This window comes from Pseudomonas sp. CJQ_9 (genome assembly GCF_043106615.1).
Lineage (GTDB): Bacteria > Pseudomonadota > Gammaproteobacteria > Pseudomonadales > Pseudomonadaceae > Aquipseudomonas > Aquipseudomonas juntendi.
In genome coordinates, this window is record NZ_JBICMS010000055.1 from 16,146 (window position 1) to 37,028 (window position 20,883).

Below are 20,883 nucleotides of genomic sequence, written 5' to 3' on the forward strand. Positions count from 1 at the left end.
GGCCTGTTCAGGCCAAAGCGGATGTCGAAGCCACGGGGTTTGGGTGAAAGAATACCCGTTCCCGGATCGGCCCTATGGCCACCTCACCAATTTCTTCGTAGCCCTGGCGCTGGTAAAACGCCAGATAGTGCTCATTGCCCGTGTCCAGCACCACGCCTTGAGTACCGGGGTCTTCGGCGCACCAGTCATGCACAGCTTGTAACAATTGTTCGCCGTACTGCTTGCCTTGAAACTGCGGGTGCACCCCCAGCAGTGGCAGCACATGCACCTGATCACTGGGCAGGCAGGTCGACAAAGCGGCCTGGTAGTCCATGTAGCGCCGCGTGCAGCGCAGGCCGGTGCCGAGCATCATGCGCAGGCGCCAGGCCCAACTGTCCGCCACACCCAAGCGGCGCAGCGGGGGCACGATCAGGGCCACAGCCACCAGGCGATCGTCCACCAACAAGCCGATCGCAGGCAGTTGCAGGTAGAAGTGCTGGCGTACCCATTCACGCACCATCACCCGCAGGCGGCGCTCATAGCCTGGGCGCTGGGCTTCGAAAATGTAGGCAAAAGTGGGTTCGTTGCGGTAGGCGTTGTACAGCAGCGACCGTACCTCGCGGCTGTAACCATCATCGAGCAGGCAGACACGGGCGGGAGCGGCTGTGGTTTCGGGCATTGCGGGCAGACCTCCTGGAATGGGCGTTCAGAGCCTTGGAGGTTGCGCTCCGCGCTTCGTTCCACCCTTACAGCACGTTAGCAGCAGGCCTTTGGCCCCGCCACGCTGGTGATCGCCGGCGATGTCCGCTAGCATCGCGCCTTTTACCGGGATTGTCTTTCCATGAAGATCGTCTGTTTCAACATCAACGGCCTGCGAGCCCGCCCGCACCAGCTGGCAGCGCTGATCGACAAGCACCAACCAGACGTGATCGGCCTGCAGGAAACCAAGGTCAGCGACGAGCAGTTCCCGTTGGCCGACGTGCAGGCGCTGGGTTACCACGTGCACTACCACGGGCAGAAGGGCCACTACGGTGTCGCCCTGCTCTCCCGCCAGGCGCCGCTCAGCCTGCACAAAGGCTTTGCCGGCGATGAAGAAGACGCCCAGCGCCGCTTCATCTGGGGCACCTTCGCCGACGCCCAGGGCAACCCGATCACCATCATGAATGGCTATTTCCCCCAAGGCGAAAGCCGCGACCACCCCACCAAGTTCCCGGCCAAGCAGCGCTTCTACAGCGACCTGCAGGCACTGCTGGAAAGCCAGTTTCGCAACGACCAGCCAGTGCTGGTGATGGGCGACATGAACATCTCGCCGCAGGACTGCGACATCGGCATTGGCCCGGACAATGCCAAGCGCTGGCTGAAGACCGGCAAGTGCAGTTTCCTGCCGGAAGAGCGCGAATGGATGGAGCGCTTGAAAGGCTGGGGCCTGGTGGACAGTTTCCGCCACCTGTACCCAGACGTGAACGACCGTTTCAGCTGGTTCGACTACCGTAGCCGCGGCTTTGAAGACGAGCCCAAGCGCGGCCTGCGCATCGACCTGATCATGGCCTCGCAAGCGCTGGTGCCGCGGATCATGGCGGCAGGCGTGGATTATGAACTGCGCGGGATGGAAAAGCCGTCCGATCATGCACCGATCTGGCTTGAGTTGAGCTGACCGTGTGACCGCAACATGCCTGCCGGGGCGGCTCGATCGCGACACAAGGCCGCGCCGGCAAAGCCTGGGTTACAACCCCAGGCGCAGCACCTCGCCTACCCCCGCCCCGCGCACATCGTCCGCCGCGCTGACCAAGGCAAAGTTGTACGCCCCATGCGACCAATATCGCGCCTCCAGCTGGCCATCGACCCGTTGCCCGTTCGGCATGCGCCGAAAGCCTTCGCTGGGTGAACGCATGAACAGGCTGATACGCTGGCCCTTGCCGTCCTCGAACACCAGCAAGGCTGCGGGCCCTTGCTCGTTGCTGAGCAACCGCGCGCCCACCGGTTTGAAGCCATAGCCCGCCAGGTCTGGCAACTGCCCGACACGGTTGAAGTGCCGGCCCAGCCAATCGCGCAACTGCCCCGGGTCGCTGGCCTGGATATCCAGCGCCTGGCTGGCGGCGAACAACTTGTGCGCCTGCACGGCATCGGCCATCGGCAGCTCGGCGTTGGCCAGGGTAGCATCGCGGGCCTGCCAGCCGCCCAAGCCCCCTACACCCAGGGCCAGCACCACGGCCGCTGCCGCCGCCCAGCGCCGCTGCCGGCGTTGGCGCAGTTGCCGCCGCAGCTGGCCCAGTTCCAGCGCGGGGGCACTGGCCGGCTCGCCAAGCCCGGCCAGCGCCGTGCGCAGCCGCCGGGCATCGGCGCGCCAGCCTTCCACACGTGCCGCCGCCTGCGGGTTGGCCGCCAGCCAGGCCTGCACCTCGGCGCGCCGCGCCGGGTCCAGGCGCTCATCGACATAAGCGTGCAGTTCATCTTCGGTGGGGATAAGGCGCGTCATTTCAATCTCCGCAAGGCCGGTGGCTGGGGTGAGCCTTCGGTCAGTTCACGCAAGGCATTGCGCGCCCGCGACAGGCGCGACATTACCGTGCCGATAGGAATGCCCAGGGCCTGGGCGGCCTCCTTGTAGCTCAGGCCCTCGACGCTGACCAGCAACAGCAAGGCACGCTGCTCGGCGCTCAGCCGGGAAAACGCTTGCAAGTCAGCCTGGGCCAGGATGATCGCTTCAAGGTTGTCACCAACGGCTTCGTCATCGCGCTCGGCCCGACCGAACCAGCACAGCCAGCGCGCATGCAGGCGTTCGCGGCGTTTGCCGTCCAGGTACAAGCGATACAGGATGGTGAACAGCCAGGCACGCAGCGCCTGCGCGTCGCGCTGCTGGTCGCGTCGGCTCAGGGCGCGCTCGACGGTAGCCTGCACCAGGTCGTCGGCGCTGCCCGGTTCACGGGTCAGCCATAAGGCAAAGCGGCGCAAGCGGGCGAGCAGCTCGCGCCACTGCTGGTTGTCCAGGTCGTGCATGGTCAGGTCCGGCCTATGGGGCAGTCAGTGTAATGGGCAGACGCGTGCAGACCTATTTTATTCCCCCCGCGGGAATAAATAGCGCGCTACCCCGTCGTACTGGCACCTTCACTGAACCGGACGCACACCATGAACTCACCTTTGCACGGCCCGGCCAAGGCCTTGCGCCTGGCCGCCATCGGCGCCGTGATGCTGGCAGCAGGTGCCGGCTTCGCGTATGCCGCAGGCTGGCTGGGCCAACCGCAGTTGACCCCGCAACGCATCATCGACACCTTCGAGGCCCAGGCCGGGCACTACCCCGGCTACCGCAAGAACCACGCCAAGGGGCTGTGCGTCAGCGGTTACTTCCAGCCCAGCGGCCAGGCGGCCAGCCTGTCCACGGCGCGCGCATTCAGCCAGCCGCGGGTGCCGGTCATCGGCCGTTTCGCCATCGGCGGGGCCAACCCGTTCGCCCCGGACACCGGCATACCAGTCCGCAGCCTGGCAATTGAGCTGAGCACCGATGACGGCCAGGTCTGGCGCACCGGCATGAACAACCCGCCGGTGCTTGCCGTCAGCAACCCCCAAGGGTTCTACGAGCAGGTGCTGGCCAGCGCACCGGTCAAGGCTACCGGCAAACCCGACCCGGCCAAGCTGCAGGCGTTCTTCGCCGCGCACCCGGAAAGCGCAGCGTTTCGGCAATGGGCGGCCAGTTACAAGCCCAGTGACAGCTTCGCCAACACGCAGTACCACAGCATCAATGCCTTCCGCCTGATCGACGCAGCCGGCGCGGCCCACCCGGTACGCTGGCAGCTGGAGCCACAGGCGCCGTTCGCCGCGTTGCCTGGGCAGGTCGACGACAAGTTGTTCCTCCAGCACGACTTGCAGCAGCGCCTGGCCCAAGGCCCGTTGCGCTGGACCCTGCGCCTGGTGCTGGCGGAACCGGGCGATGCGGTGGATGACCCGGCCCGCCCCTGGCCTGCGGAGCGGCGCAGCGTAGACGCCGGCATCCTGGTGCTGGAGCAGGTCGATGCACCTGAGCAAGGGGCCTGCCGCGACATCAACTTCGACCCACTGATCCTGCCGCAAGGTATCGAAGCCTCCAACGACCCGATCCTCGCCGCCCGTTCCGCCGCCTATTCGGAATCTTTCAACCGCCGCAGCCGTGAATCGCTCGGCACCGGAGCCCGCCCATGAAGCCCGAAGCCTTCCACCCCCTTGCCCGCGCGCTGCATTGGTTGATGGCCGTGCTGATCCTGGCCATGCTGTTCATCGGCGTTACCATGGTTGCCGACCTGTCACTGCGCCACCCTGTACTGATAAGCCTGCACAAGGCCACAGGCCTGGCGTTGCTGGTGCTGGTCGTGCTGCGTATCGGCGTGCGTCTGGCCTTACCTCACCCGCCACTGCCTGCAGACCTGCCAACCGTGCAGCGCTGGGCTGCCGGCGCATCGCACCTGGCACTTTATGGCCTGATGCTGGCGATGCCGCTGCTGGGCTGGGCCATGCTGTCTGCCGGCGACTACCCGCGCCCGCTGGGCCTGCCCGCGATCGCGCCGCACAACCTGCAGCTGTATGCCGTGCTGCGCCAGGCCCATGGTTGGGCGGGCTACTTGCTGTTCGCCACCGTATTGGTCCATGTAGGCGCGGCGCTGATGCATGCGTGGGTGCGCCGCGACGGCGTGTTGCGTAGCATGTGGCCTGGCCCCCTGCGCCGCAATCAATGATCTGAGGCAGCCCAGGGCGGTCGACCTCCATCAATGACCGGCTGTCACCGGCCCTACTGCCCTGGAAACCCCATGACCCTCGCAAAGGATCCTGCAACGCTCAGCCTAGCCAGCACCCTTGATCTACGCCCGCTGCTGCTGGCCAACATGGCCTGTACGATGTCGATGATGGCCTTCGTCGCCTTGATCGGCCCGATCGCCCGCCAGTTGGGCATGGCCACCTGGCAAGCCGGCGCCGCCATTACCGTGGCCGGCGTGGTCTGGGTGTTGCTGGCCCGCCCGTGGGGCCGCGCAGCTGACCGCCTTGGCCGTCGGCGCGTACTGCTGCTGGGTAGCGCGGGTTTCACCTTGGCCTACTGGCTGTTGTGCCTGTTTGTCGAAGGTGCACTGCGCTGGATGCCAGGTGCAACAATGGCCTTCATCGGCCTGATGGTCGCACGCGCTTGCATCGGTGCCTTCTATGCCGCCATTCCGGTCGGCTGCAACGCCCTGATCGCCGACCATGTCGGGCCGCAGCAGCGGGCACGGGCCATGGCTTCGCTGGGGGCGGCCAACGCCGTGGGCCTGGTGGTCGGCCCAGCCCTGGCAGCGCTGTTGGCGCGGCATAGCCTGAGCCTGCCGTTTCTGGTCATGTCGCTGCTCCCTGCCAGCGCCTTCGTTGTGCTGCTATTGGCCCTGAAGCCACAGGCGCTTGCACACAGCCAGCCGCCCACCCCGGTCAGGCTCAACGACCCCCGCCTGCGCCGGCCGTTGCTGGTGGCATTCAGCGCCATGCTGAGTGTGACCGTGTCGCAGATCACCGTCGGCTTCTTCGCCCTTGACCGCCTGCAGCTGGGGCCAGCCCAGGCCGCCCAGGCTGCCGGCATTGCCCTCACCACCGTGGGTGTGGCGCTGATGCTGGCCCAGGTCATGCTGCGCCAGCTGCAGTGGCCACCGCTGAAGATGATCCGGGTCGGTGCCACGGTTTCGGCGCTGGGCTTTGCCAGCGGCGCGCTGGCGACCACGGCCCCATGGCTATGGGCCTGCTACTTTGTGGCGGCGGCGGGCATGGGTTTTGTATTCCCGGCATTTTCGGCCCTGGCCGCCAATGCCATGCAGGCCAGCGAGCAAGGCGCCACGGCCGGCTCCATAGGTGCAGCCCAGGGCATGGGGGCGGTTATCGGGCCACTGGCCGGGACCTTGGTCTATGCCGTGGACCCGCGCTTGCCCTTCCTGGCCGTGGCAACGCTGTTGTTGCTGGTCGGGCTGTGGCCAATCCCGCGTGAACAAAGGCGTTGAGAAGCACAGCGCGCAACGCGGCAGAGTATGTTTTAATGCGCATCGCTCGTTATTTTAAACACCTCTGATTACAAGGCGGCTATGGACACGGGGACGCGACTCAAACTGGTGCGGGAACGCAACAACCTCTCCCAACGGGAATTGGCCCGCCGTAGCGGGCTGACCAACTCGACGATCTCGCAGATCGAACAGAACCGCGTGAGCCCTTCGGTCAGCTCCTTGAAAAAGCTCCTTGAAGGCATTCCCATGAGCCTGGCGGAGTTTTTCAGCTTCGACGAGCCGGTACGTGAAGAGCGCTATGTGTTCCGCGGCGGCGAGCAGCCAGACCTTGGCCGGAACGGCTTGCGCATGCTGTTGGTCGGTGCCAGTGTCGAAGGCCGGCAGATGCGCATGCTGCGTGAGCTGTACGCGCCTGGCGCAGACTCGGGCGAACCGATCGTGCATGCCGAAGGCGAAGAATGCGGGCTGGTCACGCGGGGGACTGTGGAGCTGTGGGTCGACGGCCAGGTCAGCGTGCTCAACTCGGGTGATGGCTACTACATCCCCACCACGCTGCCGCACAGCTTCAAGAACATCGGCCCGGACGAGGCCGAGATCATCAGCGCCAATACCCCGGCGAACTTCTGACGGCATGAACAGCCGGGTGGTCTATCAACGCCTGCGTGACGCAGCGCTCGGTGTCCATACCCTGTCGATAGCCCAGCGCCATGACCACGCTCTGGTGGACGTGATCATCGACGGCTGGCAACTGACCCTCGCGCTGGACAGCGAGGTCCTTGCCCAGTGCATCCACTGCACGGCCCCGTGCGGGGCGCAGGCCGGGCTTGATGCCTGGCAACGGTATGGCAGCAACCCCTGCGATCTGCTCAGCCAGTGGGAACGCACTCAGCTGGAAGGGCTGCTCGCCCCCTGCTGCAGCGCTGCCTCGACGAAGTCCAGGCGGTCCTGACCGAAGAACATGTCTTCGCCGACAAAGCACGTCGGCGCACCAAATACCCCCCGCTGCACCGCTACCTCGGTCGCCTGCCGCAGTGCTGCCTTGATTTGGTCATCTGCTGCCAGTGCGTGAAACGCGTGTGGGTCAAAACCGCCTTCAGCCAGGGTGGCGTCCAGTACCGCCACATCGCTCAGGTTGCGCTGCTGGACAAACAAACCCTTGAACAACACCGCCAGCAGCCCCTCGAAACGCTCCGGCGAACGCAACTGCGTACCCATGACGCCTCGCATCAGGTGCAGCGTATTGACCGGAAAAGCCGGCGGCAGCCCAAACGGCACCCCGTAGCGGGCGGCAAAGCGCGCCAGGTCGGCGAACATGTAGCGCCCTTTGGCGGGGATCATCGCTGGCGAGGCGTTGCCCGTGGCCTGGAAGACCCCGCCCAGGAGCATTGGCCGGTAGTGCAGCGTTGCGCCGTGGCGGGCGCATAGTGCCGGCAGCTGGGTCCAGGCCAGGTAACTGGCTGGGCTACCCAGATCAAAGTAGAAATCGACGTGCTTGTGCATGGTCATGTCCTTGCAGGGAAAAGGGTTTACCAGCTTTCCATCCAGGGCCGCAGGTCCAGCTCGAAGGTCCAGGCGTCGCGGGGCTGGGCGTGCAGGAACCAATAGCTGTCGGCGATGTGTGCAGGGTTGAGGATGCCACCCTCATCCTTGAGGGCGTAGCGCTCGGGGAAGCTGTCGCGAATGAAGGCAGTGTCGATGGCCCCGTCCACCACCACATGGGCGACATGAATATTGCGCGGCCCCAACTCGCGGGCCATGCTCTGGGCCAATGCGCGCAAGCCATGCTTGGCGCCGGCGAAGGCGGCAAAACCGGCCGCGCCACGGGTTGCGGCGGTGGCGCCAGTGAACAGCAGCGTGCCGCGCTCGCGCCGGACCATACGCCGGGCTACCGCCTGGGCAGTCAGAAAGCCGGCGAAGCAAGCCTTTTCCCAGATCTTGAAATACTTGCGTGGGGTTTCGTCCAGAATGCTGCATGGCACATTGGCACCGATGTTGAACACAAAGGCTTCGATCGGGCCGATATCGCGCTCGATGGTTTCGACCAGTTCCGCCACGTCGTCTTCCTTGCGCGCATCGGAGCCGAACCCGTAGGCCTGGCCACCGGCAGCGCGTATTTCTTCCAGCAACGGCTGCAGCTTGCCAGCCTGGCGCCGGGTGACACAGGCGATATAGCCTTCGCGGGCGAAACGCTTGGCAATCTCGCCGCCGGTGGCGTCCCCTGCACCAATCACCAGCACGACCTTCGGTTGTTCTGACATGCTTGCACCTATTGGTAAATGATCGTTTAGTAAACGAACGCTATGCTATGATGCCAACTTTCGTCAAGCCGTCTTGCAGAGGCACGCCCATGCGCTACTCAAACGAACACAAGCAGCAGACCCGTGAACGGTTGCTCGCCAGCAGCGGTGCGCTGGCCAAGCGTGGAGGCTTTGCCAGCACGGGCGTCGCCGGCTTGATGAAAGCCATTGGCCTGACCGGGGGGGCGTTCTACAACCATTTCCCGTCCAAGGATGACCTGTTCACCGAGGTGGTCCGGCAGGAACTCTGCAACAGCCCACTCGCCCGGCTGGCCAACCAAGGTGCCAGCCGCGAGCGCCTGGCCCGCTGCCTGCAGCAATACCTTAGCCTGGCGCACCTGCACAACGCCGAGCAGGGTTGCCCATTGCCACCGCTAGGGGTGGAGATAGCCCGCGCTGACGCGCCTGTGCGGGAAGTGGCCGAGCATTGGTTACTGCAGCTGCACCAGGCCTGGAGCGCCACCCTGGAGGATGAGCAGTTGGCCTGGGTATTGATCAGCCAGTGCGTGGGTGCACTGCTGGTTGGCCGCATGCTGGTCAGCGAAAGCGTGCAAGGCCAGGTGCTTGGCGCCAGCCGCGCGTTTGTCGAACGCGCGCTGGAGGGCGACTGATCACGGGTTGGCTGGGGGTTGGCGGGTGCCCGCCGCAGCACGTTCAGCGCCTGCCAAAGCCTCTGGCAAACCCTCCTCACGGCTGGCATAACGCTGTGCCAGCACTGCGCACACCATCAACTGGATCTGGTGGAACAGCATCAGCGGCAGGATCATCGCGCCAATGCCACTGCCCACGAACAGCACCTGCGCCATGGGCACGCCAGTGGCGAGGCTTTTCTTCGAGCCGGCGAACAGGATGGTGATACGGTCCTCGAGGTCGAAGCCCAGCGTTTTGCCCAACAAACGGGTAGCGAACAACACCACCGCCAGCAGAATGCCGCATACCGCGAACAACCCGGCCAGGTGCTGTGGCGAAACCGTGTGCCACAGACCGGTCACCACTGCCTCGCTGAAGGCGGTATACACCACCAGCAGAATCGACCCCTGGTCGACCACCTTCAACCAGCGGGCATTGCGCTTGACCCAAGCGCCAATCCAGCGTCGCGCGATCTGCCCGGCCACGAAGGGCACCAGCAGTTGCAAGGTGATCTTGAGTACCGCATCCAGGCCGGAGCCAGTATCGCCACTGGCGCCCAGCAACATCATCACCAGCAATGGGGTGAGGAAGATACCCAGCAGGCTGGACGCCGCCGCACTGCAGATGGCCGCCGGCACGTTGCCGCGGGCCAGCGAAGTGAAGGCAATGGCCGACTGCACGGTTGCGGGCAAGGCGCACAGGTACAGCACACCCAGGTACAGCTCAGTGCCTACAAGTGGCACGAACAGCGGCTTGAACGCCAACCCCAGCAGCGGGAACAGCACGAACGTGCAGGAGAACACCAGCAGGTGCAGGCGCCAATGCCCGGCGCCAGCGATGATCGCCTCACGCGACAGCTTGGCACCGTGCAGGAAGAACAGCAGGCCGATGGCAAGGTTGGTCAGCCAGCCGAAGTACACCGCCCCGTCGCCTGAACAAGGCAATACAGTGGCAATGCATACCACCCCGAGCAAGGCCAGGGTGAAATTGTCGAACAGCATGCGCAAATACTTCATCACGGCTCCCGTCTTGTCATTGTGCAAGGGCAGACGATAAGGTTTCCGGCTTTTCAGCGCTAACGCCGGAACCCCCTGGGGTATCGCTCAACGGACACCATGCACACAAGGAACCGCCCATGCCGCGCTTGCGCAATGCTTTGCTTGCCACCACCATCACGCTTGCCTTGGGCCCTACCACCGCCCAGGCTCACGACCCGTTGCAGGCCAAGGTCGACCAGGTCGTCCGCCCGCTGATGCTGGAGCAGGGCATCAGCGGCATGGCCGTGGCCATTTATGCCCACGGCCGTGCGCACTATTTCAGTTACGGCGTGGCCAGCAAGGCCGACGACGTGCCGGTAAGCCGTGACACGCTGTTCGAGATCGGCTCGTTGAGCAAGACCTATACCGCCACCTTGGCCGCGCTGGCCAGCGCACAGGGCAAGCTGGACCTGTCGGCGCCGGCCAAGCGTTACCACCCGGCATTGGCAGGCGCCCCTATGGGCGAGGCGTCCGTTCGCGATCTCGGCGCCTACAGCGCGGACTGCCTGCCGCTGCAGTTCCCGGATGACGTCCACACGCCGCAGCAGGTCGTAGATTTCTTCCGGCACTGGCAACCACGCGCCAAACCCGGCACCCAGCGCTGCTACTCCAACCCTAGCCTGGGCCTGTTCGGCGACCTGGCCGCCCGCGCACAACAGCATTCGTTTTCGACACTGATGAGCGAAGGGCTGTTGGTACCGATGGGCCTGCGCGCCACCTATCTGCAAGTGCCTGCCAGCGCCCAGGGCCTGTACGCACAAGGTTACGATGCCGCCGACAAGCCGGTACGCGTCAGCCCCGGCCCCTACGCCGACGAAGCCTACGGGATCAAGACCAGCGCCCGCGACCTGCTGCGCTATGTGCGCCTGCACCTGCAGCCGCAGGGCCTGCCACCGGCGCTGCAGCAAGCCTTGAGCATTACCCGCCAAGGCTACTTTCAGGTCGGCGCCATGACCCAGGGCCTGGGTTGGGAACGCTACCCCTACCCGGTCGCACTGGACACGCTGGTCGATGGCAACAGCCCAAGGCTGATCCGTGAACCGCAGCCAGTCACGCGCTTGCAGCCAGCCCTCCCAGCGCTGCCTGCGGCCTGGTACAACAAGACCGGCTCTACCAATGGCTTTGGTGCCTACGCTGCGTTCGTGCCCGCCGAACAGCTGGCGGTGGTGTTGCTGGCCAACCGCAATTACCCCAATGAGGCTCGGGTACGTGCTGCCGTTGCGATCCTTTCCGACCTGTAGAAACGCCGCGGATTGTCGAACAAATCGACACTATGTAGTGAGAAAAAATATTCACTACAAAATGGTTGACGCCGTTCATCGCCCTTGTGCATGATGAAGCTGTCTCCCTGATCGGGGGCGGTGGCAAGGGTATTCCAAACGGCCTGCGCGGTAACGCAGGCCGTTCGTGGAGCGGGAAACTGTCCAAAAGGCAGCGTGAGAAAGCCCCTGTTGCGATGCTGCTGTAGCAGCGTTGGTAGTGCGCTACACCGTGGTAGCGCCAACTGTGAAAATCACCTACGAATGGGTAATGGGGGCTTTATGATGAACTTGAACAACAATCCGACAATCGACCAATTGGCCCAGCTGTTCGCCGGCCGCAAAGACAGCCTGGACGACCACCTGCTGTGGGTCAGCCAAACCGGTGAAGTGCGTCTCGATCGCCTGCCACCGAATACCGTCGAAGCTGAATTTGAAGAGCACCTGCCCAGCATGCGTGCCCGCTTCAAGGTTTACCGTCGTGGCCAAGGCTACGTTGGCAAGAAGGCCGCCGCCGACACCGAGTTCGTTGGCCGTGTGCTGCAGACCCTGCAACAGGAGTGGCCCGCTGCCCGTGAGCAGCAGGCGGTCAAGGTGATCGAACCGCTCAATTGAGGTTGCCACCGTTAGCAGAGCCCGGCCTGAACAGGCCGGGCTTTTTCATGCCTGGCGCCGCTGGCGGCGGGCTGGCGGCAACGGCAATGCCCCTGTCGCCATGGCCCTGGCGCGGTCGACACCCCAAACCATGGCACGGGTCATGGTCTCGCCCGGCCGCGCGGGGTAGTACTCCTCCACCAACGCCCGCCCATCCCCGGCATACAACCCCAGGAACAATTGCGTTGCGCCCAGGCGCGACAAGCGCACCTGCACATCCAGTGTGGTGCCATCGCTGAGCGCTTCGTCGTGGCTGCGGCTGTGTAGGTGGGCGTCCGCCCATTGCCAATAAGTCTGTTCCCTGACGCGCATGAGCATCCAATCCTCCGTTGCTCGAATGTGGCGTCAGCAAAGCACAGTCTTGGCGGGCCGGCGAGTGTTACCCAATCATTTCATGAGGCGGGTCAACGAATGGCCAGAAAAAATCCGCCGTCGGAAAGCGCGGGGTTACTTCTTCAGCGGCACCCGGGGCATGAAGCGGCCCTTTTTGCTGCGCTGCAGATGGGCAGGCTGCAGCTGCTCGGAATCATCCAGGGTCATGTGGGCGAACCCCAGCCGGAATGCCGCCTGGCCGCAACGCACCTGGCTGTTGATCGGAAACGCATCGTTAAGATCTTCGAAAAAAGATTCGCTCATGCCCTGTCTCCCTCCAGCGGCAACGCGCCGGCAACCAGAAAAGCTGCCAAGTGACGCGGCCTGTAAAAATGAGACTAGCCGGTCATTTACAGACCAGTGCGGCAAAGCCGAGACAGCCGACCAGTGGCAAACCGGCCTTCACCGCAGCCGCACTGCGGTGCCGGTGACAAACACGACGACCATGCCGCCTTGTACCGAAGGCATGCTGATCTCGTAATCCACACCGACTACCGCATCGGCTTGCAACTGCTGGGCGCGCGCCTTGAGCTCTTCGGTGGCCTGCTCGCGGGCCTCGCGCAGTGCGCTTTCCAGGGTTTGTGAACGGCCCCCCAGTACGTCGCGAACCCGCGTGAAGAAATCCCGGACGAAATTGATGCCCTGTACCGATTCGGCGCTGACCACGCCCAGGTATTCGGCGATCGGGCGGCCTTCAAGTTGGCTGGTAGTGGAAATGATCATGCAAGCGCTCCGTTGGCCTGGTCTCGTACAATGAGGCCGATTCTAACAGAGCCTCACTTTGGCAATTGGGAATGGAGCCATACCACCCGGTCAACGCTTCAGCCACCCTCGCGTCAGGCGCTGGCCGCACGCAAGCGCCGGCCGATCCGCGCGCCGAATACGTTTACCAGCAGCCCGGCCATCACCAACAATGCGCCCCAGCCCTGAATTGCGGTCAGTCGTTCGCCCAGCAGCAATGCCGACGAACTCAAGCCGATCACCGGCACCAGCAGCGAAAAAGGCGCGACCTTACCGGCCGGGTGGCGCGACAACAGCTTGCTCCACAGGCTGTAGCCGATCATGGTGGCGACAAAAGCCAGGTACGCCAGCGCCAGCACCGAGCTGAGGCTGATGTTGGCAAGCGCATGGCCAATACGCTCTGGGCCTTCCAGCCACCAGGACAACGCCAGGAACGGCAACGGCGGGATCAACCCACCCCAGATCACCAGGGCCACCAGGTCGACCGAGCCAAAGCGCCGGGTAATGATGTTGCCCAGCCCCCACATGGCACCGCCGCACAATGTCAGCAGCAGCGCCACCATCGGCACGTGGCCACCGTCTTCGCTGCCGATCAGGGCCAGGCCACTGGCCGCCACCAGTAGTCCCAGCACACTGGCCAGGCGCAGCCGTTCACCGAGGAACAGCGCGGCGAAGCCGAGCGTAAAGAATGCCTGCGATTGCAGAATCAGCGAAGCCAGCCCTGGAGGCATGCCGCTGTACATGGCCTGGAAGAGAAAGGCGAACTGGCCCAGAGAGATGGTTGCGCCGTAGGCGATGAGCCAGCGCCAGGGCAATTTGGGTCGCCTGACCAGCAAGACCGCGGGAAACGCCACCAGCAAAAAGCGCAGTGCCCCCAACAGCATCGGTGGCAAGCCGTCGAGGCCAACCTTGATGACTACAAAGTTGACTCCCCAGGCAACAATCACCACCAGGGCGATGAGCAGGTCCTTGAGCGGCACGGCAGATTCCTTCTTCAGGCGTTCTAGACATATTTCGTTACAGCATAAGGCTATAACTCTGAAGAGGACCAGCACAGTTGTGGCCTAGGCTGGCGCAACAGTCTGACTGTTGCGTCAACCTGTAACGTTGATGCATAACGCAGAAAACCCGCGAACACTGCGTATTCACGGGTTTCCAGTGCCCTTGAGCAGGGCACGATCAGCAGCGCGGACTTGCCGGCACCTGAGCCTTGCAAGCCTTATCGCTGTGCATCAAGCCGCCGCAAACAGCTCACTGGCGATCTGCGCCTGTGCGGCGTCAAGCGCCTGTGTACGCTGCTCCGGGCCGTAGGCCAAGCCGTGAGCGCGCACGATTTCCAGGTCGGTGACACCAATGAAGCCCAGGAACACCTTCAGGAAGTCTTCATGCCCAGCACCCGTTGGCTGGCCAGCGTGCAGGCCACCCGCGGTCGAAACCAGCACGACCTTCTTGTTACCGCACAGCCCCTCAGGGCCCGCCTCGGTGTAGCGGAAGGTCTTGCCGGCCACCGCAACGCGGTCGATCCAGGCCTTGAGCTGGGTCGGCACGCTGAAGTTGTACATCGGCGCGCCTATCACCACGGCATCGGCGGCCAGGAATTCTTCCAGGGTCTGGGCGCTGAGCTTGGCCTCGAATGCCTGGGCGGCGTCGCGTACGTCTTCCGGGGTGCCAGCGGCTACCAGCGTGGCAGCAGAGAAGTGTGCAATGGCATCGGCAGCCAGGTCGCGGTACACCACTTCAACGCTGGGGTCTGCGGCTTTCCAGGCTTCGACCACCTCGCGGCTCAACTGGCGCGATGCGGAATTGTCACCCAGGATGCTCGAATCGATGTGCAACAGTTTCATGGGACTCTCCTGTGAATGAAGACCGCATCAGTAAGCGATCACGATGGAGAGAATCCTACCGGGGTGATTAATGACTGATAAGTTGCATAAAATGCGTTAGTTTGTCTCATGAGTGGAACAATGAGAGCTGTTCATGCAAGACCTCAATGACCTTTTCTATTTTGCCCGCGTAGTGGAAGCCGGCGGTTTTGCGGCAGCGGGGCGCCAGCTGGGCATTCCCAAGTCACGCTTGTCCCGGCGCATTGCCGAACTCGAAGAGCGCCTGGGCACCCGCCTGCTGCAGCGCACTACCCGGCAGTTGAAACTCACCGCAGTCGGCGAGCGCTACCTGCATCACTGCCAGGCCATGCTGCTGGAGGCCGAAGCTGCCGATGAGACGGTGGCCAGCATGAGCAGCGAACCACGCGGGCGCTTGCGTGTGTCCTGCCCCGTGGCGCTGGCCCACGCGTTTCTGCCGCAGGTGATCAGCCGCTTTCTCGAACAGTACCCACTGGTGCAGTTGGACATGGTACTGCTCAACCGCCGGGTCGACCTGATTTCCGAAGGTATTGACGTTGCCCTGCGCGTGCGCGACCTGGGCGATGAAGACCCGGCCTTGGTCACCCGCCGCCTGCGCCAGGCGCAAATGCAGCTGGTTGCCGCCCCAGGCTTCGCCGACCACATTCGCGACCCTGCCGAACTGGCGACGTTGCCGGTACTGGGCGCCGCCGAGGCAGACCGGCTGGTGCACTTTCGGCTGCTCGGCCCCAACGGCAAGCAACAGGACCTGGCCCTGGAGCCGCGCCTGGCGATCGACGATTTCGTAGTACGTAATGCCGCTGTACGAGCTGGCCTGGGCTTTACTGCACTACCCAGCATGTTTTGCGAGGCGGAACTGGAACGCGGCGAGCTGGTACGCCTGCTGCCTGAGTGGTCGCTGCCAGGTGGCTACCTGCAGGCGGTTTACCCGCACCGGCGCGGCCTGTTACCGGCTGTACGGGTGTGGATCGACCATCTGGCGGCGTCGTTCGAGGCGTGTGGAGAACGATACGTATGAACGCGAACATGAGCGAAGCTGAAGTAGCGGCGTTCTGCCTGGACCTGCCGGGTGCCCAGGAAGACTACAAGTGGGGGGGTATCCGGGTGTTCTCGGTGGCCGGCAACAAGATGTTCGCGGTACTCGACCTGGCCGGCGCAGGGCTGTCGTTCAAGGTGGCCGACGATTTGTTTCTCGGCTATTGCGACCGCCCTGGGGTGCGACCTGCGCCTTACCTGGCACGGGCACGCTGGATCAGCATGGCGCCGCCCTACCCCATGGGCCGGGACGAACTGTGTGACTTACTGCAGCGCTCGCACCAGCTGGTGGTGCAACGGTTGCCGAAGCGGTTACAGGTGGGTTTACTGCTGTGAGACCGGCTGCCCCGCTTCGGTGCCACCCATCACCCTAAAGGCAGAAAGCGCCCGCCGAAAAACAGCCAGTCTGCCCAGAACACCTGGTGCAACAGTACGATTGCCCAGAACAGCAACTGGTAAGAAACCTTGCGGGTCTTATGCCGGAACAGCTGCTGCGCCAGCAACGCACCCGGCCAGCCACCCAGCAGCTCGCTGGCATGCAGCACTTTTTCGGGCGTGCGCCAGGCCTGCTGACGTGCCTGGTGTTTGTCCTGCCAGTACAGCATGACGCTGACCAGGCTCATCGCTGGGTACAGCGCCAATGGCCACCAGGCCTGGTCAAGCCAGGCCATGCGTGACGCGCCCAGCCCTGGCAGCACGCACAACACGGCCAGCACCAGCAGCTTCAGGCGCAGGTTGCGTACACCGTCCAGCGGCGCGGCACGACGCCCCTCAGCCATGCACCGAGGTCCAGTTGACCCAGCCGAACTGCCAGGTAGCCAGAATGAACAGGCCGAACACGATGCGATACCAGGCAAACGCGGCATAGCTGTGGTTGGCGATGAACTTGAGCAGCGCACGCACGGCGATCATGGCGAAAATGAACGAGGTGACGAAACCGATGGCGAACACCGGCAAGTCATCCGGCTGGAACAGGTGGCGGTACTTGTAGCCCGAATACACAGCCGCGCCGACCATGGTCGGCATGGCGAGAAAGAACGAGAACTCTGTGGCCGCTTTGCGCGACAGACCGAACAGCAGCCCGCCGATGATGGTCGAACCTGAACGCGATGTGCCGGGGATCATGGCCAAGCACTGCACGAAACCTATTTTCAGCGCATGGCTCCAACGCATGTCGTCGACATGGTCAACCTCTACCCGATGCGTGCGCCGCTCGGCCCACAACATGATCACCCCACCCACCACCAGCGCTGCCGCCACGGTGACCGGGTTGAACAGGTACTCGTGGATCAGGTCGGCGAACAGTACGCCCAGTACGACCGCAGGCAGGAATGCCAACAACAGGTTGCCGCTAAAGCGCCGTGCCTTGGGTTGGCTGCGCAAGCCCAAAACCACCTCGCAAATCCTGCTGCGAAACTCCCACATCACGGCCAGGATCGCCGCCAGCTGGATGATGATGTTGAAAGCCATGGCCCGTTCACCGCCAAAACCGATCACGTCGGCGACGATGATCTGGTGGCCGGTACTGGAAATCGGCAGGAACTCCGTCAGCCCCTCTACTACGCCCAAGATGATTGCCTGGAAGGCAGTCCAAAAATCCATCATTCCCCCGGTGGAGCGCTGCTCGCAGCAGGCCCCTTGTTCTTGATCTGTTGACGATTGCCGCACGCGGACCGGCTTTTTACAGCGACTGTTGGGACCAGCGCCAGTGGAAAAGTTCACGGCGGCTAAAGGTTTCATCTTGCGCGGCCGAAATCCTGTCAGAGCACCTTTGCAAATCCGTTACGCAACCGTCTGCAGACTGAGACAAGGATAGCACTTAGCCATTAGTCGAGTGGGGCATGGCTGCAAACCGTGCTTGGATGCAGATGAATAAAAAGAACAATGTGGGAGCGGCTGGATGAACACTTTGAGATCAATGTCGATCAGCCAACGCCTGTGGCTGATCCTGGTGGTGGCGGTGGCCATGCTGGTGGTGCTGGGGCTGCTGATGCTGCGCCAGATCCACGGCGACCTGTACCAGGCCAAAGCCGAAAAGACCCACCACGTGGTGGAAACCGCCGCTGGGGTACTGGCGTATTATCAGGGCCTGGAGGCAGCCGGCACGCTCAGCCGTGAAGCCGCCCAGCAGCAAGCGCTGCAAGTTGTCCGGGGCCTGCGCTACGACCACGACGATTATTTCTGGATCAACGACCTGGGGCCGAAGATGATCATGCATCCGACCAACCCCAAGCTCGACGGCCAGGACCTGTCTGCTATCCGCGACCCCGACGGCTTTGCCGTGTTCAATGAAATGGTCGCCCTGGCGCGCCAGCACGACGCGGGCCCGGTCAACTACCGCTGGCCCAAGCCCGGGGCGAGCGAACCGGTGGCCAAGACCTCCTACATCCAACTGTTCAAGCCGTGGGGTTGGATCATCGGGTCCGGCGTGTACGTCGATGACGTGCAGGCCGAATTCGCCCGCCAGTTGCGCGATGCCTCGCTGGTTGGCCTGGGCATTGCCCTGCTGATGGCGCTGGTGGTGATGCTGATCGCCCGCAGCATTGCCCGCCCCCTTCAGGAAGCGGTGCAGGCCATGGGCAATATCGCCAGTGGTGAAAGTGACCTGACCCGGCGCCTGGACACCCATGGTCGCGACGAAATCACCCGCCTTGGTGAACACTTCAACCGTTTCAATGGCAAGCTGCAGGCCGTGGTCGGCCAATTGCAAGGGGCCGCCCATGCGCTGGCCCAGTCGGCCGGGCACGTGGGTGACAACGCCGGTGCCGCCGAGCAGCGCAGTGCCCAGCAGTCGCTGCAGATGGACCAGGTGGCTACCGCCGTGAACGAAGTGACCTACGCCGTGCAGGACGTGGCCAAGACGGCCGAACAGGCTGCTGGGGAAATGCACAGCGCCCAACTGCAGGTCACCCAGGGCCAGCAAGCCATCCACGGCAGCCTGGCGCAGATCGACCGGCTGTCGCTGACCATCGAACAGGCTGTGCAGGTGATCCGCGACCTGGCCGGGCACAGCACGCGCATCGGCGGCGTGCTCGACGTGATCCGTTCGATTGCCGAGCAAACCAACCTGCTGGCGCTGAACGCGGCCATCGAGGCGGCCCGGGCTGGGGAGCAAGGCCGCGGCTTTGCCGTGGTCGCCGACGAGGTGCGCCTGCTGGCACAGCGCACCGCGCAGTCCACGGCCGAGATCCATACCATGATCGAGCACCTGCAAAGCCAGTCGGACGCCGCTGTGCGGGCAATCGACACCAGCAGCGAGGCCTCGCGCCAGACCGTCGAACAGGCCCGCGAGGCCGGCGCCAGCCTGGACGCCATCAATCAGGCGCTGAACAACCTCACCGCCTTGAATGCGTCCATTGCCAGTGCAACCCTGCAGCAGGCGCATGTGGTCGAAGAGATCAACCGCAACGTGCTGGACACTGCCGGGTTGTCCCAGCAAACCGCCGATGCGGCGCGCCAGTCCAGCGATGCCGGGGTGGCCCTGGGCCAGTTGAGCGAAGAGCTGGAGCAGTTACTGCGCCAGTTCCGCGTGTAGTAAGGGCTGCCGGCGGGCGCGGCTACACCTTCGCCCGCCGACCAGCTACAATCGCGCCCCTTCCCCGCAGCCAAGGATCGCCGATGTCCGGCCTTGAACTCATCGCCGCCGTCCTCGGCGTCATCGCTGTCTGGCTCACGGTCAAGCAGAACGCCTGGTGCTGGCCGATCGGCCTGGTCATGGTGCTGATCTATGGCTGGCTGTTCTATGAGGTGAAGCTGTATTCGGGCATGTTGCTTCAACTGGCCTACGCCCTCCTGCAACTGTACGGCTGGTGGCAATGGCAACGCCCCGACCACACTGAAGACGCCCGCCAGGTCTCGCGCTTGCATGGCCCGGCGCTATTTGCCGGCCTGGCCGTCGGGGTGCTGCTCAGTGCCGCGCTGGGCGCGGCCATGGCCCATTGGACCGACGCCGCAATGCCCTGGCTGGACGCGACCCTGACCGGCTTCAGCCTGGTGGCACAACTGTGGATGGCGCAAAAGCGCCTGCAATGCTGGGCCCTCTGGGTTGTGGTCGACACCCTCTATGTCGGCCTGTACCTGCACCAGCAGCTGTACTTCACAGCAGGTTTGTTCGCGGTTTTGACCCTCATAGCCGTACGCGGCTGGCTGGAATGGCAACGCGACCCGGCATTGGTGCAGCCATGAGCGCGGTGCAGGCGACGAAAGTACTGGTGCTGTGCGGCCCCGAGTCCAGCGGCAAAAGCTGGCTCAGCGGGGTGATCCAAGCGCATTTTGGCGGTTTGGTGGTGGCCGAGTACGTGCGTCACTTCATCGAGCAGGAGCGCCGCGATACCTGCTATGCCGATATCCCCAGCATTGCCCGTGGCCAACTGGCGTGGGAAGACCAGGCCCGCGAGCAGGCGCCCCCCTTGCTGGTTCTCGACACCCACCTGCTCAGCAACATGCTCTGGAGCCAAACGCTGTTCGGCGACTGCCCGGCCTGGCTGGAACAGGCCCTGCTCGCCCGGCATTACGACCTGCATCTTTTGCTAAGCCCACACGGCGTGGAATGGGTCGCCGACGGCCAGCGCAGCCAGCCGGACGTGCGCGATCGGCAACGCTTTTTCGAAGACAGCCGGGCCTGGTTGCAGCAGCATGGGCAGGTGTACCAAATAATTGAAGGCAGTTGGCCACAGCGCCAGTTGTTGGCCCTGCAAGCGGTTGCTAGACTCGTTGATAGCGATACGCCAGCCTGCCCCACCGAGTGTTAAGCCACTGACACAGGCCCCTGCGGCACAACCCCCGAAATCAGGCGGCTGCCCCCACTCGCGGGGTGAGTGTCAAGCGGGTGAAACACCGCTGCGAAATCCCCCTTCCGGCGCCGCCACAGCAGGCCCGCCCGGCCATGCCGGTGTGCAACTGTTTCACGGCTGACACACCACACCCCACGTGCGTCTTAGCTGTCATCGCCAAGCGCCTGATTTTCATACCAATTCAAAAAGCGGCACACCTTCTGCTCTGTCCTTCGCATCGCTGATCAGGCCCAGCGCTCAAAGAAG

The 20,883-nt window shown here is 63.8% G+C and carries 27 protein-coding genes; 14 read left to right on the forward strand and 13 right to left on the reverse strand.

Features of this window, described 5'->3' with window-relative positions; genetic code table 11:
• Nucleotides 1-7 precede the first annotated feature (7 nt).
• Nucleotides 8-658, reverse strand: a complete 651-nt coding sequence (locus tag ACF8SD_RS10020; RefSeq protein WP_173889445.1) for a GNAT family N-acetyltransferase — start codon at nt 656-658, stop codon at nt 8-10.
• Nucleotides 659-820: 162 nt separating this feature from the next.
• Between ACF8SD_RS10020 and xthA the strand changes: the two genes are divergently transcribed.
• Nucleotides 821-1,633 carry an exodeoxyribonuclease III gene (xthA, locus tag ACF8SD_RS10025; protein WP_392484832.1) on the forward strand — a complete coding sequence of 271 codons (813 nt, stop codon included), beginning with the start codon at nt 821-823 and terminating at the stop codon, nt 1,631-1,633.
• A 69-nt stretch (nt 1,634-1,702) separates the two neighbouring features.
• Here the strand turns inward: xthA and ACF8SD_RS10030 are convergent, their stop codons facing one another.
• Both ACF8SD_RS10030 and ACF8SD_RS10035 read right to left on the reverse strand, forming a co-directional pair.
• Nucleotides 1,703-2,455 (reverse strand): anti-sigma factor, encoded by a 753-nt coding sequence (locus ACF8SD_RS10030; protein WP_173889449.1) that lies wholly within the window; start codon nt 2,453-2,455, stop codon nt 1,703-1,705.
• Nucleotides 2,452-2,973: a sigma-70 family RNA polymerase sigma factor gene (locus tag ACF8SD_RS10035; protein WP_392484833.1), complete on the reverse strand. Its 522-nt coding sequence runs from the start codon at nt 2,971-2,973 to the stop codon at nt 2,452-2,454. The genes ACF8SD_RS10030 and ACF8SD_RS10035 overlap by 4 nt, the downstream gene beginning before the upstream one ends.
• Nucleotides 2,974-3,102: 129 nt before the next feature.
• Here ACF8SD_RS10035 and ACF8SD_RS10040 point away from each other — a divergent pair, with 129 nt between their 5' ends.
• From ACF8SD_RS10040 to ACF8SD_RS10060, 5 genes are all read left to right on the forward strand, one after another.
• Nucleotides 3,103-4,149, forward strand: coding sequence for a catalase family peroxidase (locus tag ACF8SD_RS10040; RefSeq protein WP_392484834.1), 1,047 nt, complete (start codon nt 3,103-3,105; stop codon nt 4,147-4,149).
• Nucleotides 4,146-4,679, forward strand: a complete 534-nt coding sequence (locus ACF8SD_RS10045) for a cytochrome b (RefSeq protein WP_392484835.1) — start codon at nt 4,146-4,148, stop codon at nt 4,677-4,679. The genes ACF8SD_RS10040 and ACF8SD_RS10045 overlap by 4 nt, the downstream gene beginning before the upstream one ends.
• 72 nt (nt 4,680-4,751) lie before the next feature.
• Nucleotides 4,752-5,957, forward strand: coding sequence for an MFS transporter (locus tag ACF8SD_RS10050; RefSeq protein ID WP_173889454.1), 1,206 nt, complete (start codon nt 4,752-4,754; stop codon nt 5,955-5,957).
• A gap of 81 nt (nt 5,958-6,038) precedes the next feature.
• The gene (locus ACF8SD_RS10055; protein ID WP_003248033.1) at nt 6,039-6,584 is read left to right on the forward strand and encodes a cupin domain-containing protein; all 546 of its coding nucleotides are present in this window, start codon (nt 6,039-6,041) and stop codon (nt 6,582-6,584) included.
• 4 nt (nt 6,585-6,588) lie between these two features.
• Entirely contained in the window at nt 6,589-6,906 is a 318-nt protein-coding gene (locus tag ACF8SD_RS10060) for a hypothetical protein (RefSeq protein WP_173889456.1), read from the forward strand.
• Here ACF8SD_RS10060 and ACF8SD_RS10065 read toward each other — a convergent pair.
• Nucleotides 6,843-7,457, reverse strand: coding sequence for a 2-hydroxychromene-2-carboxylate isomerase (locus ACF8SD_RS10065; protein WP_392484836.1), 615 nt, complete (start codon nt 7,455-7,457; stop codon nt 6,843-6,845). The two genes, ACF8SD_RS10060 and ACF8SD_RS10065, sit on opposite strands and share 64 nt — an antisense overlap.
• 26 nt (nt 7,458-7,483) lie before the next feature.
• Nucleotides 7,484-8,215 carry an SDR family NAD(P)-dependent oxidoreductase gene (locus ACF8SD_RS10070; RefSeq protein WP_392484837.1) on the reverse strand — a complete coding sequence of 244 codons (732 nt, stop codon included), beginning with the start codon at nt 8,213-8,215 and terminating at the stop codon, nt 7,484-7,486.
• Between the two features lie 89 nt (nt 8,216-8,304).
• On the opposite strand from ACF8SD_RS10070, the gene ACF8SD_RS10075 reads away from it, so the two are divergent.
• On the forward strand, nt 8,305-8,865 hold the full coding sequence (locus tag ACF8SD_RS10075; protein WP_173889462.1) for a TetR/AcrR family transcriptional regulator: 561 nt from the start codon (nt 8,305-8,307) through the stop codon (nt 8,863-8,865).
• Here the strand turns inward: ACF8SD_RS10075 and ACF8SD_RS10080 are convergent, their stop codons facing one another.
• A complete protein-coding gene (locus ACF8SD_RS10080; protein WP_392484838.1) occupies nt 8,866-9,900 on the reverse strand; it encodes a bile acid:sodium symporter family protein in 1,035 nt (344 codons plus the stop codon).
• Between the two features lie 119 nt (nt 9,901-10,019).
• Here ACF8SD_RS10080 and ampC point away from each other — a divergent pair, with 119 nt between their 5' ends.
• Nucleotides 10,020-11,162: a class C beta-lactamase gene (ampC, locus tag ACF8SD_RS10085; RefSeq protein ID WP_392484839.1), complete on the forward strand. Its 1,143-nt coding sequence runs from the start codon at nt 10,020-10,022 to the stop codon at nt 11,160-11,162.
• A gap of 300 nt (nt 11,163-11,462) precedes the next feature.
• Nucleotides 11,463-11,795: a hypothetical protein gene (locus tag ACF8SD_RS10090; protein ID WP_029884829.1), complete on the forward strand. Its 333-nt coding sequence runs from the start codon at nt 11,463-11,465 to the stop codon at nt 11,793-11,795.
• A 45-nt stretch (nt 11,796-11,840) separates the two neighbouring features.
• Here the strand turns inward: ACF8SD_RS10090 and ACF8SD_RS10095 are convergent, their stop codons facing one another.
• The 5 genes from ACF8SD_RS10095 to ACF8SD_RS10115 all read right to left on the reverse strand — a co-directional run bounded on the left by ACF8SD_RS10095 (nt 11,841) and on the right by ACF8SD_RS10115 (nt 14,791).
• Complete coding sequence (locus ACF8SD_RS10095; protein WP_173889468.1) at nt 11,841-12,152, reverse strand: hypothetical protein; 312 nt, start codon at nt 12,150-12,152, stop codon at nt 11,841-11,843.
• Between the two features lie 129 nt (nt 12,153-12,281).
• A complete protein-coding gene (locus tag ACF8SD_RS10100; RefSeq protein WP_003253897.1) occupies nt 12,282-12,470 on the reverse strand; it encodes a hypothetical protein in 189 nt (62 codons plus the stop codon).
• Nucleotides 12,471-12,608: 138 nt separating this feature from the next.
• A complete protein-coding gene (locus tag ACF8SD_RS10105) occupies nt 12,609-12,929 on the reverse strand; it encodes a YbjQ family protein (RefSeq protein ID WP_173889470.1) in 321 nt (106 codons plus the stop codon).
• Between the two features lie 113 nt (nt 12,930-13,042).
• The gene (locus ACF8SD_RS10110) at nt 13,043-13,927 is read right to left on the reverse strand and encodes an EamA family transporter (RefSeq protein WP_173889472.1); all 885 of its coding nucleotides are present in this window, start codon (nt 13,925-13,927) and stop codon (nt 13,043-13,045) included.
• Nucleotides 13,928-14,179: 252 nt separating this feature from the next.
• Complete coding sequence (locus tag ACF8SD_RS10115; RefSeq protein ID WP_173889474.1) at nt 14,180-14,791, reverse strand: FMN-dependent NADH-azoreductase; 612 nt, start codon at nt 14,789-14,791, stop codon at nt 14,180-14,182.
• Nucleotides 14,792-14,924: 133 nt separating this feature from the next.
• Here ACF8SD_RS10115 and ACF8SD_RS10120 point away from each other — a divergent pair, with 133 nt between their 5' ends.
• Both ACF8SD_RS10120 and ACF8SD_RS10125 read left to right on the forward strand, forming a co-directional pair.
• Nucleotides 14,925-15,827 (forward strand): LysR substrate-binding domain-containing protein, encoded by a 903-nt coding sequence (locus ACF8SD_RS10120; protein WP_009685443.1) that lies wholly within the window; start codon nt 14,925-14,927, stop codon nt 15,825-15,827.
• 8 nt (nt 15,828-15,835) lie between these two features.
• Nucleotides 15,836-16,180, forward strand: coding sequence for an MmcQ/YjbR family DNA-binding protein (locus ACF8SD_RS10125; RefSeq protein ID WP_173889476.1), 345 nt, complete (start codon nt 15,836-15,838; stop codon nt 16,178-16,180).
• A 29-nt stretch (nt 16,181-16,209) separates the two neighbouring features.
• Here the strand turns inward: ACF8SD_RS10125 and ACF8SD_RS10130 are convergent, their stop codons facing one another.
• Nucleotides 16,210-16,623, reverse strand: a complete 414-nt coding sequence (locus ACF8SD_RS10130; protein WP_173889478.1) for a DUF1294 domain-containing protein — start codon at nt 16,621-16,623, stop codon at nt 16,210-16,212.
• The gene (locus ACF8SD_RS10135; protein WP_173889480.1) at nt 16,616-17,446 is read right to left on the reverse strand and encodes an undecaprenyl-diphosphate phosphatase; all 831 of its coding nucleotides are present in this window, start codon (nt 17,444-17,446) and stop codon (nt 16,616-16,618) included. The genes ACF8SD_RS10130 and ACF8SD_RS10135 overlap by 8 nt, the downstream gene beginning before the upstream one ends.
• Nucleotides 17,447-17,744: 298 nt before the next feature.
• Between ACF8SD_RS10135 and mcpP the strand changes: the two genes are divergently transcribed.
• From mcpP to ACF8SD_RS10150, 3 genes are all read left to right on the forward strand, one after another.
• On the forward strand, nt 17,745-19,379 hold the full coding sequence (gene mcpP, locus ACF8SD_RS10140; RefSeq protein ID WP_392484840.1) for a methyl-accepting chemotaxis protein McpP: 1,635 nt from the start codon (nt 17,745-17,747) through the stop codon (nt 19,377-19,379).
• 83 nt (nt 19,380-19,462) lie between these two features.
• Nucleotides 19,463-20,029, forward strand: a complete 567-nt coding sequence (gene pnuC / locus ACF8SD_RS10145; RefSeq protein ID WP_173889481.1) for a nicotinamide riboside transporter PnuC — start codon at nt 19,463-19,465, stop codon at nt 20,027-20,029.
• On the forward strand, nt 20,026-20,595 hold the full coding sequence (locus ACF8SD_RS10150) for an AAA family ATPase (protein ID WP_392484898.1): 570 nt from the start codon (nt 20,026-20,028) through the stop codon (nt 20,593-20,595). The genes pnuC and ACF8SD_RS10150 overlap by 4 nt, the downstream gene beginning before the upstream one ends.
• Nucleotides 20,596-20,883: the final 288 nt, after the last annotated feature.

What these genes read in the sequence shown, in the direction of transcription:
- ACF8SD_RS10020 (WP_173889445.1), bottom strand. Translation starts at nt 658, where the DNA reads ATGCCCGAAACCACAGCCGCTCCCGCCCGTGTCTGCCTGCTCGATGAT.
- xthA (WP_392484832.1), top strand. Translation starts at nt 821, where the DNA reads ATGAAGATCGTCTGTTTCAACATCAACGGCCTGCGAGCCCGCCCGCAC.
- ACF8SD_RS10030 (WP_173889449.1), bottom strand. Translation starts at nt 2,455, where the DNA reads ATGACGCGCCTTATCCCCACCGAAGATGAACTGCACGCTTATGTCGAT.
- ACF8SD_RS10035 (WP_392484833.1), bottom strand. Translation starts at nt 2,973, where the DNA reads ATGCACGACCTGGACAACCAGCAGTGGCGCGAGCTGCTCGCCCGCTTG.
- ACF8SD_RS10040 (WP_392484834.1), top strand. Translation starts at nt 3,103, where the DNA reads ATGAACTCACCTTTGCACGGCCCGGCCAAGGCCTTGCGCCTGGCCGCC.
- ACF8SD_RS10045 (WP_392484835.1), top strand. Translation starts at nt 4,146, where the DNA reads ATGAAGCCCGAAGCCTTCCACCCCCTTGCCCGCGCGCTGCATTGGTTG.
- ACF8SD_RS10050 (WP_173889454.1), top strand. Translation starts at nt 4,752, where the DNA reads ATGACCCTCGCAAAGGATCCTGCAACGCTCAGCCTAGCCAGCACCCTT.
- ACF8SD_RS10055 (WP_003248033.1), top strand. Translation starts at nt 6,039, where the DNA reads ATGGACACGGGGACGCGACTCAAACTGGTGCGGGAACGCAACAACCTC.
- ACF8SD_RS10060 (WP_173889456.1), top strand. Translation starts at nt 6,589, where the DNA reads ATGAACAGCCGGGTGGTCTATCAACGCCTGCGTGACGCAGCGCTCGGT.
- ACF8SD_RS10065 (WP_392484836.1), bottom strand. Translation starts at nt 7,457, where the DNA reads ATGCACAAGCACGTCGATTTCTACTTTGATCTGGGTAGCCCAGCCAGT.
- ACF8SD_RS10070 (WP_392484837.1), bottom strand. Translation starts at nt 8,215, where the DNA reads ATGTCAGAACAACCGAAGGTCGTGCTGGTGATTGGTGCAGGGGACGCC.
- ACF8SD_RS10075 (WP_173889462.1), top strand. Translation starts at nt 8,305, where the DNA reads ATGCGCTACTCAAACGAACACAAGCAGCAGACCCGTGAACGGTTGCTC.
- ACF8SD_RS10080 (WP_392484838.1), bottom strand. Translation starts at nt 9,900, where the DNA reads ATGAAGTATTTGCGCATGCTGTTCGACAATTTCACCCTGGCCTTGCTC.
- ampC (WP_392484839.1), top strand. Translation starts at nt 10,020, where the DNA reads ATGCCGCGCTTGCGCAATGCTTTGCTTGCCACCACCATCACGCTTGCC.
- ACF8SD_RS10090 (WP_029884829.1), top strand. Translation starts at nt 11,463, where the DNA reads ATGATGAACTTGAACAACAATCCGACAATCGACCAATTGGCCCAGCTG.
- ACF8SD_RS10095 (WP_173889468.1), bottom strand. Translation starts at nt 12,152, where the DNA reads ATGCTCATGCGCGTCAGGGAACAGACTTATTGGCAATGGGCGGACGCC.
- ACF8SD_RS10100 (WP_003253897.1), bottom strand. Translation starts at nt 12,470, where the DNA reads ATGAGCGAATCTTTTTTCGAAGATCTTAACGATGCGTTTCCGATCAAC.
- ACF8SD_RS10105 (WP_173889470.1), bottom strand. Translation starts at nt 12,929, where the DNA reads ATGATCATTTCCACTACCAGCCAACTTGAAGGCCGCCCGATCGCCGAA.
- ACF8SD_RS10115 (WP_173889474.1), bottom strand. Translation starts at nt 14,791, where the DNA reads ATGAAACTGTTGCACATCGATTCGAGCATCCTGGGTGACAATTCCGCA.
- ACF8SD_RS10120 (WP_009685443.1), top strand. Translation starts at nt 14,925, where the DNA reads ATGCAAGACCTCAATGACCTTTTCTATTTTGCCCGCGTAGTGGAAGCC.
- ACF8SD_RS10125 (WP_173889476.1), top strand. Translation starts at nt 15,836, where the DNA reads ATGAGCGAAGCTGAAGTAGCGGCGTTCTGCCTGGACCTGCCGGGTGCC.
- ACF8SD_RS10130 (WP_173889478.1), bottom strand. Translation starts at nt 16,623, where the DNA reads ATGGCTGAGGGGCGTCGTGCCGCGCCGCTGGACGGTGTACGCAACCTG.
- ACF8SD_RS10135 (WP_173889480.1), bottom strand. Translation starts at nt 17,446, where the DNA reads ATGGATTTTTGGACTGCCTTCCAGGCAATCATCTTGGGCGTAGTAGAG.
- mcpP (WP_392484840.1), top strand. Translation starts at nt 17,745, where the DNA reads ATGAACACTTTGAGATCAATGTCGATCAGCCAACGCCTGTGGCTGATC.
- pnuC (WP_173889481.1), top strand. Translation starts at nt 19,463, where the DNA reads ATGTCCGGCCTTGAACTCATCGCCGCCGTCCTCGGCGTCATCGCTGTC.
- ACF8SD_RS10150 (WP_392484898.1), top strand. Translation starts at nt 20,026, where the DNA reads ATGAGCGCGGTGCAGGCGACGAAAGTACTGGTGCTGTGCGGCCCCGAG.